Here is a 14,410-nt window from a genome sequence, read left to right as displayed (position 1 = left end):
TACCCCGGGACGGCGCGGTCCTCCCGGGATGTGCGTCTCAGGACGCCGAGGGCACCCCGGCGCGCGACGGACCGGCGTCGACGCCGCCCCGGGACCCGTGCCGCGACTCGCAGTGGGCCTTGAGGTCGGCCGCGAGGGTCTGCAGGTGCCCCTCGACGGTGCGGGCGGTCAGTCGGGCCATCGGCGAGCCGATCCAGCCGGCTCGCTCGTGGACGACGACGAGCCGCGAGCGCCCCGCGTCGGCCGCCGGGGTGAGCGTGAAGCGCACCTGCGCGCGCCCGCCGAGACCCTCGCTGCGCAGCGCGAACCGGTGCCGGCGTGCCTGGAACTCGGCGACGCGCCACGTCCGCTCGGGCAGCCGGGGGGCGCGCAGCCGCAGGACCCCGTCGTAGGCGAGCGCGCCGCCGCCGAGCAGGACGGCCTCGCGCACGGCCGTCGTCCACCGGGGCCAGCGGGTGACGTCGGTGACCACCGCCCAGACGTGGTCCGGGCAGGACGCGATGTCGACCGCGATCTCGCAGCGCATGGCTCGCCTCTCCGATGAGACTCCCCGACGCCCGCGTGCACGGCCGCCCCGACGTCCACCCACGGTAAGCGCGCCCTCGGCGAGGGGCCAGCCCCGGGTGGGGATCAGGCGGCGCCGGTGTCCCGGCGGCCGAGCCCGATGCCGGTGAGGCCGGCGCGGCGCAGGGTGGCCGAGTCGAGCAGGTTGCGGGTGTCGACCACGATCGGCTGCTTCATCACCCCAGCCATCGCCGTCCAGTCCAGCGTCCGGAACACCGGCCACTCGGTGAGCACCACGACCGCCTCCGCACCCTGCGCGGCCTCGAGCGGGTCGGCCACCAGCGGCACCCCGTCCACCTCGGTACGCGCCGGCTTGTCCGGATTGCTCGGGTCGCCCACCAGCGCCGGGTCGTAGCCCACCAGGTCCGCCCCGGCCTGGCGCAGCAACGCCGCGATCGCCAACGCCGGCGAGTCCCGCAGGTCGTCGGTACCGGCCTTGAACGTCAGCCCCAACAGGCCCAGCCGCACCCGCGTCAGCGACCCCGTCCGCCGCCCCGTCACCGCCTGACGCACCTTGTCCACGATCCGCTGGCGCTGACGGGTGTTGGTGTCGATCGTCGCGCGCAGCAACCGGAACTCGAAGTCCGCCGCGTCGGCCACCTGCAACAACGCGTGCGTGTCCTTGGGCAGGCACGACCCGCCCCACCCCGGCCCCGGCGACAGGAACGCCTGCCCGATCCGCCGGTCGTAGCCGATCGCCTCGGTCACGTCCCCGATGTCCGCGCCCACCCGCTCGCACAGCTCGGCCATCGCGTTCACATACGACAGCTTCATCGCCAGGAAACAGTTCGCCGCGTACTTCATCAGCTCCGACGACGACGCATCGGTCAACACCGTCGGCGCCCCCAACCGCGCGTACAGCGCCGCCACCCGCTCCGCGGCCTCCGCCGTGTCACACCCGACCACGATCCGGTCCGGGTTGAGGAAGTCGTGCACCGCCGAGCCCTCACGCAGGAACTCCGGGTTCGACACCACCGCCACGTCCGCACGATCCAGCAGCTCCGCGGTCCGCGCCGCCGTCCCCACCGGCACCGTCGACTTGTTCACCACCACCGTGCCCGGCGCCAGCAGCTCACGGGTCTCCTCGACCACCGCCTCCACCGCACGCAGGTCGGCCACCCCACCCACACCCATCGGCGTCGGCAGGCACAGGAACACGACCTCGGCCTGACCAGAACCGTCGCCACCGTCGGCGAAACCGGACACCGCCGACGAGGCCCCCACCACGAACGACAACCGCCCCGCGGTCACCTGCTCGGCCACCAGCTCCGACAGACCCGGCTCCAGGATGTCCACCACACCCCGGCGCAGCCGCTCCACCTTCGCGGTGTCGATGTCCGCGCACACCACCTGGTGACCCAACGACGCCAGGCACGCCCCCGTCGTCAGACCCACATAGCCGGTCCCCACCACCGCCACCCGACGCGTGAACACGGCGCTCCCCCTGTAGTCCTCGGGTCGAGAAGTCTCGTCGTCACCGGACACGCTGCCAGATGACGCTCCGCGCCCGTCCGCGTGGTCGGGCGCGTCACGACCGGGCGTCGGCACCGCTAGGCGTCCTGCGGCTCCCGGCGGGCCTGGGGGGCGGCCGTCCGCCGCCGGTCGAGCAGGGTCTCGAGCAGCAGGAACGCGAGCAGGCTCGCGCCGAGCAACGGGACGAGCACGCCGACGACGATGGTGACCACGACGACGCCCGCGAGCAGCCCGCGGGGCAGCGAGCGCAGCACACCGTCGGCCGGCACGTGGCCCGGGCGGCGTCCCGGCCCGCGCCGGAACCACAGCACCCAGCCCCAGACGACCACGCACGCGAGCCCGAGCGCCAGCACGCCCAGGACCACCTGGTTGGCGACGCCGAACAGGTAGCCCATGTGCGCGTCGATCCCGTAGGTGGCGAGCGTCGCGGCCAGCGGCCAGTCGGCGAAGCGCACGACGTCGGTGATCTGCCCCGTCGCCGGGTCGAGGGCGATCGCGTCGTGCTCCTCGGGCCAGGTGCGGTCGATCTGGGTGACGGTGGTCGCCGACCCCGGCCCCTCGCCCGGCGAGATCTCGATCAGCCCGTCGAGGCCCGCCTCCGCGGCGACCCGGGCGGCGAGGTCGAACGACGCCGGCGCGGCCGGCGAGGCCGGTGCCTCGGCGTGGTGGCTGTGCGCCCCCGCCTCGTGGCTCGCGGCCGTCGCCCCGGGCAGCGTGCTGGCGGGCTCGGGGGTCTCCCAGGAGAGCTGGGCGCGCAGGGCGCCGACGTTCTCGCCGGCGTAGGTCGACCACGTCAGCCCGGTGGCGGAGAGGAACAGCAGCCCGAGCGCCGCCCACAGCCCGACCACGGCGTGCCACGACAGCAGCCGCGCCCGGCGCCCGCCCGATGTCCGCGGCACGAGGAGGGCGCCGGCGCGCTCCGGGAGACGCAGCGCAGCGGAGCTCGACCGTCGAGCTCTGCGGCGGCGCCGGACCAGCCCGACCCACAGCGCCAGCCCGGCGAGCACGAGCACCCACAACCAGGACGCGGCGAGCTCGGTGTAGAGGCGGCCGGCGTCGCCGAGGTGCAGGTTGCGGTGGAGCTGGTCGACCCAGGCGCGCAGCGGCATCGCTTGCCCGGAGCCGTAGGTCTCGAGGACGCCGCGCAGGTCGCCGCTGTGCGGGTCGACGAAGGCGGTGCGGTAGGACGACTCGGGCAGCGCGGGGTCGTCGGCGATGACCTGCGTGGTGTCCGTCGGCGTCGGGCCGGGGCGCACGGAGCGCAGCGTGGTGCCGGGCATCGCGTCCATGCCGACGCGCACCTGGTCGGCCAGCGGGACCTGCGCGTCGGACGCCGGCACGGTCAGCTCGTGGCGGTAGACGACCGGCTCGAGCGAGGGCATGAGCGTGTACACGAACCCCGTCAGCGCCGCGACCAGCAGGAACGGCCCGACCAGCACGCCGCCCCAGAACTGCACGCGCAGCACCAGTGGACGCAGCAGCGTCCACGTGCCGGGCCGCGCCGGCGCCGGGCCGCGGGTCGGGGCGGGCTGGTCGTCGACGGTCACGGGGGCCTTCCGGGGAGCGGGGAGCCGGGGCTGTCGGTGCTGCCGGGGATCAGTGCAGGAGGAGCATCAGGGCCATCCCGGCCCCGGTGACGGCCTGGCAGCCGAGCTGGACGGCGGGGGCGTCGACCACGCGGCCGACGCGGGCCATCGGACCGGCCGGCCCACCGCCCCCGCCGGCGACCACCAGCACGGACGACGAGCGCACCAGCACCGCCACGGTCAGCGCGGTGTGCACGAGCAGGTAGAGCGCCAGCGCGACGCCGACGGCCTGCAGCGCCAGCGGGGTCGCGCCCGCGGTCGCGCCCCCGTGCCCGGCGTGGCCGGCGTGACCGCCCGCGGCGCCGCTGCTCGGGACCATCAGCGCGTACATGACGACCATCGCCGCGTTCGACAGCAGCAGGTGGGTGGGGTGCGCGGCGCAGCGGTCGGCGCCGATCGGCGAGCCGAGCGCCCGGCCCCGCGCGCGCAGCGCCACGAGCCGCACGCCCCAGGCCAGCCCCGCGCCCGCGAACGCCGCGGCGCCCGCGACGGGCGGCACGACGTCCGTCGTCGCCGGCAGCACCATGAGCACCATCCCGACGCTCATGACCACGTGGTTGGCCTCGGCGGCCGCGGCGGCGCGCTCGTGGCGGGCGCGGCGCCGCCACAGGCTCGCCACACAGAGCGCGGCGGCGGCCGCGAAGACCGCGGCGAGCAGGCCGGTGAGCGGGGCCGGGATGGTCACCGGGCGCCCTCGATCAGGCCGTCGAGGACACCGTTGCGCGCGTCGTCGACGATCACCGCGAGCTGCGCGAGGCTCATGCGGATCGAGGCGCCGAAGTCGTCGGTGATGAGCACGCGACGGTCGTCGTCGGCGGCGGGGTCGAGGTAGAGCTCGGGGCAGCCGCACGAGCACTGGCCGCAAAAGGTCGCGACGTGCTGCAGGCCGCTCGTCGGCAGCGGGCCGTGGTCCGTCATGGCGGTCCTCTCGGTGGCCGGTCTCGGCGGCCGGGATGGCGGTGAGCAGCGGCGACGGTACGACCATCGGGTTCGGCGGCACACCGCTCGCCTCGCCGCGGGGGATGGGTGTGCCCGGACGGCGCAGCGTTCTCAGGCGGGAGCCCGTTCCTTCTCAGGGAGACCGCTCCGCGTCCGTTCGGCGGGTGGGGCCTACCGTCGGAGGAGCACGGTAGGCACCGCCGGCACGACGGCGGAGCCCCGTTGTCGCGACGGTCACGGCCGGGAACTCCGGGGCCCTCCGCGACGACGCGCACCGTGGCAGGACCGCCGGGAGCCGGCGGGACGCGACGAGGAGCACGGGTGGACGACGCGAGGATCACCGCGCTGGCGCTGCGCGCGCGGGACGGCGACCGTGCCGCCGCGGGCGAGTTCGTCGCGGCCACCCAGGCCCAGGTCGTCCGGCTGCTCGCGCACCTCGCCGACCCGTCGGTGGCCGAGGAGCTCGCCCAGGAGTGCTACGAGCGCGCGCTCGGCTCGCTGCGGCGCTACCGCGGCGACGCCCCGGCCCGCAGCTGGCTGCTCGCGATCGCCCGGCGGGTGGCCGCCGACCACCTGCGCCGCCGCGCCCGCCGCCCGGTCGCCCCGGCCGAGCCCGCCGAGGACGACCGCCCCCTCGGGCGCGCACCGCAGTCCGACCCCGCCGAGTCCGCCGCCGTCCGGGACGCCCTCGCCGCCCTCGACGCCGACCGCCGTGAGGCGTTCGTGCTCACCCAGGTCATCGGGCTCAGCTACGAGGACGCCGCCGCCGTGTGCCGCTGCCCGGTCGGGACGATCCGCTCCCGCGTCGCCCGCGCCCGCGCCGACCTCGTCGACGCGCTGGGCGAGCCGTCGGCGCAGCGGCGGTCGGGGTGACACCGTCGGGAACTCCACCGGCCGCCACGACGACCAGCACGGCGTGACCAGCTCCTCCGCCTGCGACGCCTGCCGGGAGGCGATGTCGGCCGCCCTCGACGGCGAGGCCGACGCCGGCGAGCACGCGCGGATCGAGGCGCACCTCGCGGGCTGCGCGGACTGCCGGGCGTGGCAGCACGACGCGGCGGCGATCACCCGGCGCGCCCGGACCGGCGCGGTGACCCCGAGTCCCGACCTCGTCGACCGCGTCGTCGGCGCCGCCCCGGGGCCGCGGGTGCGGTGGCGGGGCGTGGCGGCCCGCGCGGGGCTGGCGGCGGTCGGGCTGGCGCAGGCGGTGCTGGGTGCGGTCTCGCTGCTCGGCGCGGCGACCCACGCCCACCACGCGGTCGACCCGCTCGAGGTGCTCGGCGCCGGGATGGCGCACGCGACGCACGAGAGCGCGGCGTGGAACCTCGCGCTCGGCGTCGCGTTCCTCGCCGGCGCGCTGTGGACCCGCCACCTCGCCGGCCTGCTGCCCGTGCTCGGGGCGTTCATCGCCGTGCTCGCCGTGCTCTCGGGCCTCGACCTCGTCGCCGGCCGCGTCGAGCCGGGCCGCGTCGTCTCGCACCTCGTCGTCGTCGCGGGGTTCCTGCTCGGGCTCGCGGTGGTGCGCACCGTCCCGCGCCCGGGCGCCGGCCCCACCCCGGGCGCCCGCCGGCGCCTCCCGTCGTTCGGCGGCGGACCGCGGCCCGAGACGCCGGAGCGCCCGGCGACCACCGCCCCGACGCCCTGGGAGCGTGAGTCCGACGTCGCCTGACCGGGCCCCGGGGTCGGCGACCACCTCGCCTGGGGCGAGGGACTCCCCCGCTGCCTCCCGCGCAGCCAGGGCTCCTCGAGCGCGCCGGCGGCGGCGGGGAAGACGTCGGTCGCCGGGGTGCTCGCGCCGTGGTCCCGCGCGGACGGCCGCGACGCCGCCCGCGGCGACCGCCACGCCGACCGCGACGGCGACGCCGAGCTCGCGGCCTGGAACGCGGTGCTCGCCGACCTCGCCGGGGGCCGCTGAGCGCGACCCCGGGAACTCCCGGACCCTCCCGCGCGACCAGGAGGACGGCGCCGGACGACCGGTGTCCCGACACGAGGAGGACCCCGAGGATGGCCACGCGCCCGACGCGCCCCCGCCCCGCACCGCCGCAGCGCACGTCGTCGCGGACGCCGATGATCGTCGGGGTGGTGGTCGTGCTGCTCGTCGCGGTCGTGGTGATCGGCGGCGTGCTCCTGACCGGCAACGGGTCCGACTCCTCCGGGAACGCCATCCCCGCCGTCCCGGCGCCGGCGGAGTACGCGACGACCGTCGAGGGCGGCGTCGTCACCGCGGGCGGCCCGGCGCCGCACACCATCGACCTCTACGAGGACGCGCTGTGCCCCGCCTGCCAGGCGTTCGAGCAGCGCTACGGGGACCGCATCGCCGAGGCCGTCGCCGCCGGCCGCGTGCAGGTCCGCTACCACCTCGTGAACCTGCTCGACCGGCGCTCGAACCCGCCGGGCTACTCCTCGGCGGCGGGCAACGCGATGATCTGCGCGGCCGAGAACGGCGCCTTCCCGGCCGTACACGCGAGCCTCTACGCGGCCCAGCCGTCGGAGGGCGCGCGCGGCTACGACACCGGCCAGCTCGTCGACCTCGGCCGGCGCGCCGGCGCGGGCCCGGGCTACGCCGACTGCGTGCAGAGCAACCGCCACACCGGCGAGGTCGCGGTGAACTTCCAGCAGGCCACGAACGACCCCGCGCTGCTGCAGGACGGGAGGTTCGGCACGCCGACCGTGGTCCTCGACGGCCGTCGCATCGAGCTCGGCTCGCCGGACCTCGACCGGGTGCTCGGCGGCTGACCCGCGCGGCGGGGTCGGCTACCGGCCCCGCAGCCGCAGGCTCGACGTCACGACGAGCAGCGACGACAGCGCCATCGCCAGGCCCGCCAGCAGCGGGTTGAGCAGGCCGGCGACGGCGAGGGGGATCGCCGCGACGTTGTAGCCGAACGCCCAGCCGAGGTTGACGCGGATCGTGCGGTGGGTCGCGCGGGCGAGGGCCAGGGCCTCGGGGACGGCGGTGAGGTCGTCGCGCACGAGGATGACGTCGGCGGCCTCCAGCGCGACGTCGGTGCCGGTGCCGACCGCGAGGCCGAGGTCGGCGGCGGCAAGGGCCGGGCCGTCGTTGACGCCGTCGCCGACCATCGCCACGACGGCGCCGGCCGCGCGCCGCGCCGCGAGGAACGCGAGCTTGCCCTCGGGCAGCACACCGGCCACGACCTCGTCGATCCCGACCGCGTCGGCCACGGTCCGGGCCGCACGCTCGTGGTCGCCGGAGAGCAGCACCGGGTGCAGGCCCGCCGCCCGCAGCGCGGCGACGGCCGGGGCCGCGCTCGGCTCGACCTCGTCGGCGAGCACCACCGCGCCCTGCACCCCGCCGTCCCACCCGACGGCGACGACCGTGTGCCCGGCCTCCTCGGCCTCCGCCCACGCGGCGCGCAGCGACGCCGGCACCGGTCCGACGAGGTCGGGGCGGCCGACGGTGACGGTCACGCCGTCGACCGCCGCCCGCGCGCCGAGCCCCGGCAGCGCCACGAAGTCGTCGGGCTCCGCGACCACGTCGACCGCCGAGACGATCGCCGCCGCGATCGCGTGCTCCGATCCCCGCTCGACGGCGGCCGCCCGCTCGAGGACGGGGCCGGCGCCCAGCACCGCCACGACGGTCATGCGCCCGGTGGTCAGGGTCCCGGTCTTGTCGAGGACGACGGTGTCGACGCGGCGGCTGGTCTCGAGCGCGTGGTGGCCCTTGAGGAAGATGCCGCGCCGCGCGCCCCGCCCGGACGCCACGACCATCGCCATCGGCGTCGCCAGCCCCAGCGCGCACGGGCACGCGATGACGAGCACGGCGAGCGCCGGCCCGAAGGCCCCGGACGCCCCGGCGCCCGCGGACCACCAGCCCGTCGCGGTCAGGACCGCCAGGACCACGACCCCGGGCACGAACCACGCCGAGATCCGGTCGACGAGGCGCTGCACGTCGGCCTTGTCGGCCCGCGCGTCGCGGACCAGGCGCACCATCCCGGCGAGCGCCGTGGCCTCGCCGACCGCGGTCGCCTCCACCACCAGCCGCCCCGACGTCGCGACCGTGCCGCCGACGACCCGGTCGCCGGCGCCGACGTCGTCGGGCACCGGCTCGCCGGTGAGCATGCTGCGGTCCACGGCCGAGCGCCCGGCGACGACCCGCCCGTCGGCGGCGACCTTCTCGCCCGGCCGCACGACGAACCGCGCGCCCACCGCGAGGGAGGCCACCGGGACGCGCCGCTCGGTGCCGTCGTCGTCGAGCACCGCGACGTCGCGGGCGGCGAGGCGGGCGAGCGCGGCCAGCGCGTCCCCCGACGCCCGGCGGGCGCGGCGCTCGACGTAGCGCCCGGCCAGCACGAACGTCGTCACCCCGGCCGCGACCTCGAGGTACACCGGCCCGCTCGGGTGCAGGAGCAGCTCCCACGTGCTGCCCGCGGGTGCCGCCGGCGGACCGGCGAGCACCGCCCCCAGCGACCACACCGTCGCCGCGACGATGCCCAGCGACACGAGCGTGTCCATCGACGTCGTCCCGTGCCGCAGCCCCGCGAGCGCGCGCCGGTGCAGCGGCCACGCCGACCACACGACGACCGGCGCGGCGAGCGCGGCCGGCACCCACGCCCAGCCCGGGAAGCGCAGCGAGGGCACGGCGGTCATGGCGAGCGCGAGGTCCGCGACCGGCACGAACAGCGCCGCCGCGACGACGAGGCGGCGCCACAGGTCGCGCAGCTCGGCGTCCTCGGCCGGGGCGTCCGCGGGCTCGTCGGCCGCGGGGCGTGCCGGCCGTGCGGTGTACCCGAGCTCCCCGACGGTGTCGACGACCGTCGCCGTGGTCACCTCGGGCGAGGAGAGCACCACCCGCGCGCCCTCGCCCGCGTAGTCGACGGTGGCCGCGACCCCGTCGATCCGGTTGAGCCGGCGCTCGATCCGCTCCGCGCACGCCGCGCAGGTCATGCCGCCGATCTCGAGGTCGAGCACCGTGTCGGGGACGACCGCGGAGGCAGGAGCGGTCACAGGCCCACCAGCCCCGCGGCCCACGCGGGGAACGTCGCGACGATCGCGACGACGATCGCCAGGTACCAGGCCGCGAGCCCCCAGCCGTGATGGCGCAGCGCGGCCGGGGCGCCACCGAGGTGCCCCGCGCGCAGGTTCGCCACGGTGACCCACCAGAACATCGCGATCACCGCGACCCACGCGACCATGCACCACGGGCACAGGGCGTGGATCACCGCGAGGCTCTGCACGACCAGCCAGTGCACGAACAGCATCCCGGCCGTGGTGCCGGCCTGCAGCGACCACCACGCCCACCGGGGCAGGGCCACGCCGCCGAGCACCAGGGCGCCCATCGCGGCCGCGACCGGGAAGGTCAGCAGGCCGATGACGGGGTTGGGGAAGCCGAGCAGCGACGCCTGCCAGGTCTTCATGATCGTGCCGCAGGACAGCACCGGGTCGATGCTGCAGGCGGGCACGAACGTCGGGTCCGCGAGCAGCGCCAGCTTGTCCAGCAGCAGGACCAGCGACACCACGGCGCCGACGAGCCCGCCGACGAGCAGCACGCCGCCGACCCCGCGGGTCGGGGGGACGTCGGCGGGTGGCGCGGGCTCCGCGCGCTCGTCCACGGCGACCACGTCCACCCCGCGATCGTCCCCCCGCACGACGGACAGGACCTCGGTGGGTGCAGTTCGGCTGACCACACCGTCCCGGTCGCTGCGGGACCCCGCGGAGTTCCCGGGGATCAGCCGGTCACGCGTCGAGCTCGCCGGGCGGGAGGGCCCGGGGACCGGTCGACGACAGGGCGCCGGAGGCCGTCGTCCTAGACTCCCCGGACGCGCCCGTCACTCCACGGGGCGACGCAGGAGGAACCCGCCAGGTGGAACGGCCCTGACCCATGAGCGCCCGATGAGGCCCCGATGACGGGCCCGACGACCCAGCCCGGGGGCCCCGCCGGTCCCTCGCCCGGAGCGACCGGCTCCCCCATGCCGCCGTACGGACTCGTCGCGCGGCTGGGCGACTGGTGGCAGGCGCGCGCCGATGCGCGCGCCGGCCTGCCGAGCCTCGAGCCGGGCCGGCCCGTCGGCACGCCCTCGCTCGAGGAGTACCACCAGGACTTCCTGGCGCGCGTGCACCGCGAGCGGCTCCGGCTCGACGTCGAGATCGCCCCGATGCACCAGACCCGGGCGACGATCGCCGCGCGCATCCCGGAGACCGAGGAGGCGCTCGCCCGGGCGCGGGCGCGCCTCGACGCGATCCCGGTCCTGCTCGACGCCGAGCAGCTCGCCGTGCGCCGCGGCGGGGAGGGCGACACGGCGCAGGACGTCGTCGCCGCCCGCCGCGCCCGCGAGCACGAGGCGGTGCGCCGGCCCCTCGTCGACGAGGCCGCCCGCCTGCACGCCCAGCTCACGCAGATGCGCGTGGAGTACGCCCGGCTGGCCAGCACGATCCGCGCGTGCGAGCTCGTCGGGGCCACCCGCGTCCGGCGGCTGCACGCCCAGGTCATGCGCCGGGTCAGCGCCTACGAGCGCCACCTCGTGCGCCGCCACCCCGCGGGCGACCGCATCGGCCCGGCCCTGGCCGCGCAGCACCCGGTGGTGCCCGGCTGGGTCGCGGCCGCGGAGGCCGACGACCCGTCGATCCCGGACACCGGCCCCGTGTCGCCGCCGACGGGCTTCCCGACCACCTCGTCGGCGCGCACCGGATCGAGCGCCCCGTACGGCGCCACGACCTCCCAGGAGCAGTGATGGCCACCCGCAGGTTCTGGCCCGGCCGCCGCGGCGGCACCGGCCGTCCCCCGACCCCGGCCGGCTCGCCCCCGGGCACCGATCCGTCGACGCCCCGCGGGACCCTCTCCAGCCTGCCCGGCGTGCCGTCCGGCCCGGGCACGCCCGAGGAGCTGCGGTTCGCGCAGGTCTACGCCGCCGACCGCGTCGGGCCCATGCCCTACCCGAACCAGGCGAGCCCGGACGTCGGGGCCGCCCGCGGCCGCGTCCGCACGCTCGTGCAGGAGCTGCTCGACGGCGTCGACGAGGGCACGGGTGCCGCGCTCGACCCGCTCATCGCCTCGTGGGCGTCGGGGTGGCTCTCGCGGATCGACTCCCAGCACGCCGACCACCAGGCCGTCATCGACCGCCTCGTCGGCGGCGCCCGCCAGCAGCTCGCCGAGGCCGAGGCCGCCCACGAGCGCGACCGCCGCGCCCTCGCCATCGCCCGCCGCGACTACGACGAGGCCCGCGAGCGTCTGGGCGAGCCGGTGGGCGCGGCGGCCCCGACCCCGGCTCCCCGTCGGACCCGCTCGCCGGCCGACGAGCCCGAGGGCACCCCCGCCGACCCGCCCACGGGCCCGATGCCCCGGCCGGTGAGCGGCGAGCCGCTCTACGGTCCGCCGCCGCGCCCGGAGCGCGGCGACCCGGTGCGCCCCAGCCGTGTCGACGGGTCGAGCGCCGCGCGACGTCGCCCGCACGGAGGCGACCGGTGAGCGCGCTGTGGGACCGCTTCTCGCGCAGCGGTGACGCCGACGACGAGGGCCCGCGCCCGCGCTCGTACCGGGACGCGACGCTGATGATCAACCGCTCGCGGGAGGACTACCTCTCGCTGGCGATCATCCTGCTCGCGATCGGCGGCGACATCGCGGCGTTCTACGTCGTGCTCGCCCGGGTCTTCCGCGGCTCGCCGTTCCTCATCGTGCTCGGCACCGTCGGGTTCGCGGCCGCGGCGGTCGGGCTCGCCCACCTCGTCGGCCAGGGCCTCGCCCGGCGCCGCTGCGGCGACCCGCGGTCGTCGCTGACCCTGACCGTGCTGGCCGCGGTCACCTGGTTCACGCTCGGCGCGGCCGCGTTCTACACGCGGCTGATGACCCCGAGCGGCTCGTCGTCGGGCGGCTTCGGCTCCGGGGGCGGCGGCTTCGGCTCGGGCGGCTCGGGCGGCGGCTTCGGGTCCGGCGGTTCCGGCGGCGGCTTCGGCTCCGGGGGCGGCGGCGGGTTCGGCGGGTCGTCGGGCGACATCGACATCAACGCCCTGCTGCCCGCGCTGCTCTTCGGCGCGCTGTTCCTCGCCAGCGGCATCGCGGCGATGGTGGCGACGTTCGTGTCGTTCAACCCCGTGGCGGGCGCGCTGCGCCGTGCGGAGCGGCGGATGCAGGACGCCACCGAGCGCGAGCGCGCGAGCCGCGCGGAGCTCGAGCGCGCCCGCGAGGCCCTGCGCCAGCAGGAGAACGAGCGCGAGCGCGAGGACCAGCGCTGGCGCGCGGCCCGCCAGCAGGTCGTGGCCGAGATGCTCGAGCTGCAGAACTACGCGCGCACCCTCATGGCCTCGAAGAAGGGCAACCCGTCGGTCACCGACGGCCTGACCGGCTCGTCCTTCTACCCGCTGTTCACCCCGGCCAGCGAGGTCGTGCCCGGCGAGGAGGCACCGCCGGAGCTGCGTCCCTTCCTGCCGACCGCGGCCGAGCCGAGCACGAACGGAGACCATCGTTGAGGCGTGTGCCCCTCCTGCTCGCCGTCGTCCTGACCGTGGTGCTGGTCGCCGGCTGCTCGAGTGACGAGGGCGGCGCCGGCGGCGGGTTCGCCGGCGGGGGCGGCGGCGCGCTGTCCTGCCCCGTGCCCGTGGGGCCCATGGCGTTCGCGGTGTCGGGCCGCGCGAACTCACCCGAGCCCGGCCTGCCCCAGGCCGTCCAGGACGCGACGGTCTCGACGCTGACCCGCGCGGTCGACGAGGACTACCAGCCGCGGATCACGCTGATCAACGTCGACGGCCGGCCGGTCTCGGCGGGCAGCGACACGTTCGCCTCCGACGCCGGCAACGGCATCGCGGCCGAGGACGACCGCAACGCCTTCCTGAACGGCCTCGGCGAGGCGCTGACCGGCCTGCGCGCACAGACCCCCGAGGTCGACGTGCTCGGCGCGCTCGACCTGGCCGGCCGCTCCGCCGGGACGGGTGGGCAGGGCGGCAACCGCCCGGGCACCGTCGTCCTCGTCGACTCCGGGCTCTCCACCGTCGCCCCGCTCGACTTCCGCCAGCGCGGGCTGCTCGACGCCCCGCCCGCCGAGACCGTCGAGGCGCTGCGGGCGAACGACGCGCTGCCGGGGCTGCAGGGCGTGACGGTGGTCCTCGCGGGCCTCGGCGACGTCGCGGAGCCCCAGCCGGCGCTGAGCCCCGCCCAGCGCTCGTCGCTCGTCGCGCTGTGGACCGCGATCGCCGAGGCCGGCGGCGCGTCGTGCGTGGCCGTCGTCGACGAGCCGCGCGGTGGCGACGCGCCGAGCGACGTCCCGCCCGTCAGCGTCGTGGACGTCCCGCCGCCGCCGACGATCACGCCGGGACAGACGACGACGTTGCCCGACGACAATTCCGTCGGATTCCAGCCCGACACCGCGCAGTTCCGCGACCGGAATGCGGCGGCCGCGGTGCTGACGCCGTTCGCGCAGTTCCTGACCGAATCGCCGTCGCGTCGCCTCGCGCTCACCGGCACGAGCGCGCGGGCGGGCACCCCGCAGGGGCAGGTCGACCTCTCCACCCGGCGTGCGGAGGCCGTCAAGGCGCTGCTGGTCGAGCTCGGCGCGCCCGCGGACCGGATCAGCACCCGGGGCGTGGGCAGCCAGTTCCCCGGCTACGTGGACGACGTCGGTCCGGACGGCCGGCAGCTGCCCGGTCCGGCGAGCCAGAACCGGACGGTGATCGTCGAACCGACCGGGTAACCGGTCGGTGACACGCCGTCGACACGGTCCGCTCCGCGCATTCCCCCAGAAACGTGGCTGCCGTCACAGCACGATGTGATCACGGAGATCCTTTCCGCGGCACACCCGGTCGGAGCAGCGCCGATACGGCTGTGTGCGCACCGGGACGTGTCGTGACTGTATCGATTCTGTCGACCGTACGGCCTCGGGGGGTGGTTCCGGGACCGCGCGAGT

Annotated in this window: 15 protein-coding genes; 8 read left to right on the top strand and 7 right to left on the bottom strand. The window is 77.0% G+C overall.

What is annotated here, in order from left to right; genetic code table 11:
• Positions 1–37: 37 nt before the first annotated feature.
• From PGB27_RS15540 to PGB27_RS15520, 5 genes are all read right to left on the bottom strand, one after another.
• Positions 38–526, bottom strand: coding sequence for an SRPBCC family protein (locus tag PGB27_RS15540; protein WP_274201278.1), 489 nt, complete (start codon positions 524–526; stop codon positions 38–40).
• A gap of 104 nt (positions 527–630) precedes the next feature.
• Positions 631–1,998 (bottom strand): UDP-glucose dehydrogenase family protein, encoded by a 1,368-nt coding sequence (locus PGB27_RS15535; protein ID WP_274201277.1) that lies wholly within the window; start codon positions 1,996–1,998, stop codon positions 631–633.
• A gap of 116 nt (positions 1,999–2,114) precedes the next feature.
• Positions 2,115–3,584 (bottom strand): PepSY-associated TM helix domain-containing protein, encoded by a 1,470-nt coding sequence (locus PGB27_RS15530; protein ID WP_274201276.1) that lies wholly within the window; start codon positions 3,582–3,584, stop codon positions 2,115–2,117.
• 49 nt (positions 3,585–3,633) lie between these two features.
• On the bottom strand, positions 3,634–4,308 hold the full coding sequence (locus tag PGB27_RS15525) for a DUF5134 domain-containing protein (RefSeq protein WP_274201275.1): 675 nt from the start codon (positions 4,306–4,308) through the stop codon (positions 3,634–3,636).
• Positions 4,305–4,541, bottom strand: coding sequence for a hypothetical protein (locus tag PGB27_RS15520; protein WP_274201274.1), 237 nt, complete (start codon positions 4,539–4,541; stop codon positions 4,305–4,307). Before PGB27_RS15520 ends, PGB27_RS15525 begins: the two co-directional genes overlap by 4 nt.
• A gap of 342 nt (positions 4,542–4,883) precedes the next feature.
• Between PGB27_RS15520 and PGB27_RS15515 the strand changes: the two genes are divergently transcribed.
• The 4 genes from PGB27_RS15515 (at position 4,884) to PGB27_RS15500 (ending at position 7,298) form a co-directional block, all read left to right on the top strand.
• Entirely contained in the window at positions 4,884–5,435 is a 552-nt protein-coding gene (locus PGB27_RS15515; protein ID WP_274201273.1) for a sigma-70 family RNA polymerase sigma factor, read from the top strand.
• 43 nt (positions 5,436–5,478) lie between these two features.
• Positions 5,479–6,231, top strand: a complete 753-nt coding sequence (locus tag PGB27_RS15510; protein ID WP_274201272.1) for a zf-HC2 domain-containing protein — start codon at positions 5,479–5,481, stop codon at positions 6,229–6,231.
• 117 nt (positions 6,232–6,348) lie between these two features.
• Positions 6,349–6,477 carry a hypothetical protein gene (locus PGB27_RS15505; RefSeq protein ID WP_274201271.1) on the top strand — a complete coding sequence of 43 codons (129 nt, stop codon included), beginning with the start codon at positions 6,349–6,351 and terminating at the stop codon, positions 6,475–6,477.
• Between the two features lie 89 nt (positions 6,478–6,566).
• Entirely contained in the window at positions 6,567–7,298 is a 732-nt protein-coding gene (locus tag PGB27_RS15500; protein WP_274201270.1) for a DsbA family protein, read from the top strand.
• Positions 7,299–7,316: 18 nt separating this feature from the next.
• On the opposite strand, the gene PGB27_RS15495 is transcribed toward PGB27_RS15500, so the two are convergent.
• Together PGB27_RS15495 and PGB27_RS15490 are read right to left on the bottom strand one after the other, a co-directional pair.
• Entirely contained in the window at positions 7,317–9,524 is a 2,208-nt protein-coding gene (locus PGB27_RS15495) for a heavy metal translocating P-type ATPase (protein WP_274201269.1), read from the bottom strand.
• A complete protein-coding gene (locus tag PGB27_RS15490) occupies positions 9,521–10,144 on the bottom strand; it encodes a vitamin K epoxide reductase family protein (RefSeq protein ID WP_274201268.1) in 624 nt (207 codons plus the stop codon). Before PGB27_RS15490 ends, PGB27_RS15495 begins: the two co-directional genes overlap by 4 nt.
• A gap of 276 nt (positions 10,145–10,420) precedes the next feature.
• Between PGB27_RS15490 and PGB27_RS15485 the strand changes: the two genes are divergently transcribed.
• The 4 genes from PGB27_RS15485 to PGB27_RS15470 are packed head-to-tail and all read left to right on the top strand — an operon-like array spanning position 10,421 to position 14,197.
• Positions 10,421–11,248, top strand: a complete 828-nt coding sequence (locus PGB27_RS15485; protein ID WP_274201267.1) for a hypothetical protein — start codon at positions 10,421–10,423, stop codon at positions 11,246–11,248.
• Positions 11,248–11,982: a hypothetical protein gene (locus PGB27_RS15480; RefSeq protein WP_274201266.1), complete on the top strand. Its 735-nt coding sequence runs from the start codon at positions 11,248–11,250 to the stop codon at positions 11,980–11,982. Before PGB27_RS15485 ends, PGB27_RS15480 begins: the two co-directional genes overlap by 1 nt.
• Complete coding sequence (locus tag PGB27_RS15475) at positions 11,979–12,980, top strand: hypothetical protein (RefSeq protein WP_274201265.1); 1,002 nt, start codon at positions 11,979–11,981, stop codon at positions 12,978–12,980. Before PGB27_RS15480 ends, PGB27_RS15475 begins: the two co-directional genes overlap by 4 nt.
• Before the next feature lie 5 nt (positions 12,981–12,985).
• Positions 12,986–14,197 carry an OmpA family protein gene (locus tag PGB27_RS15470; protein WP_274201490.1) on the top strand — a complete coding sequence of 404 codons (1,212 nt, stop codon included), beginning with the start codon at positions 12,986–12,988 and terminating at the stop codon, positions 14,195–14,197.
• Positions 14,198–14,410: the final 213 nt, after the last annotated feature.

The sequence above is a fragment of the Actinomycetospora lemnae genome (genome assembly GCF_028737315.1).
Taxonomy (GTDB): Bacteria; Actinomycetota; Actinomycetes; order Mycobacteriales; family Pseudonocardiaceae; genus Actinomycetospora; species Actinomycetospora lemnae.
The sequence above is the reverse complement of the archived record's forward strand: the minus strand, read 5'-3'. Positions and strand labels throughout refer to the sequence as shown.

What these genes read in the sequence shown, in the direction of transcription:
- PGB27_RS15540 (WP_274201278.1), bottom strand. Translation starts at nt 526, where the DNA reads ATGCGCTGCGAGATCGCGGTCGACATCGCGTCCTGCCCGGACCACGTC.
- PGB27_RS15520 (WP_274201274.1), bottom strand. Translation starts at nt 4,541, where the DNA reads ATGACGGACCACGGCCCGCTGCCGACGAGCGGCCTGCAGCACGTCGCG.
- PGB27_RS15500 (WP_274201270.1), top strand. Translation starts at nt 6,567, where the DNA reads ATGGCCACGCGCCCGACGCGCCCCCGCCCCGCACCGCCGCAGCGCACG.
- PGB27_RS15485 (WP_274201267.1), top strand. Translation starts at nt 10,421, where the DNA reads ATGACGGGCCCGACGACCCAGCCCGGGGGCCCCGCCGGTCCCTCGCCC.
- PGB27_RS15480 (WP_274201266.1), top strand. Translation starts at nt 11,248, where the DNA reads ATGGCCACCCGCAGGTTCTGGCCCGGCCGCCGCGGCGGCACCGGCCGT.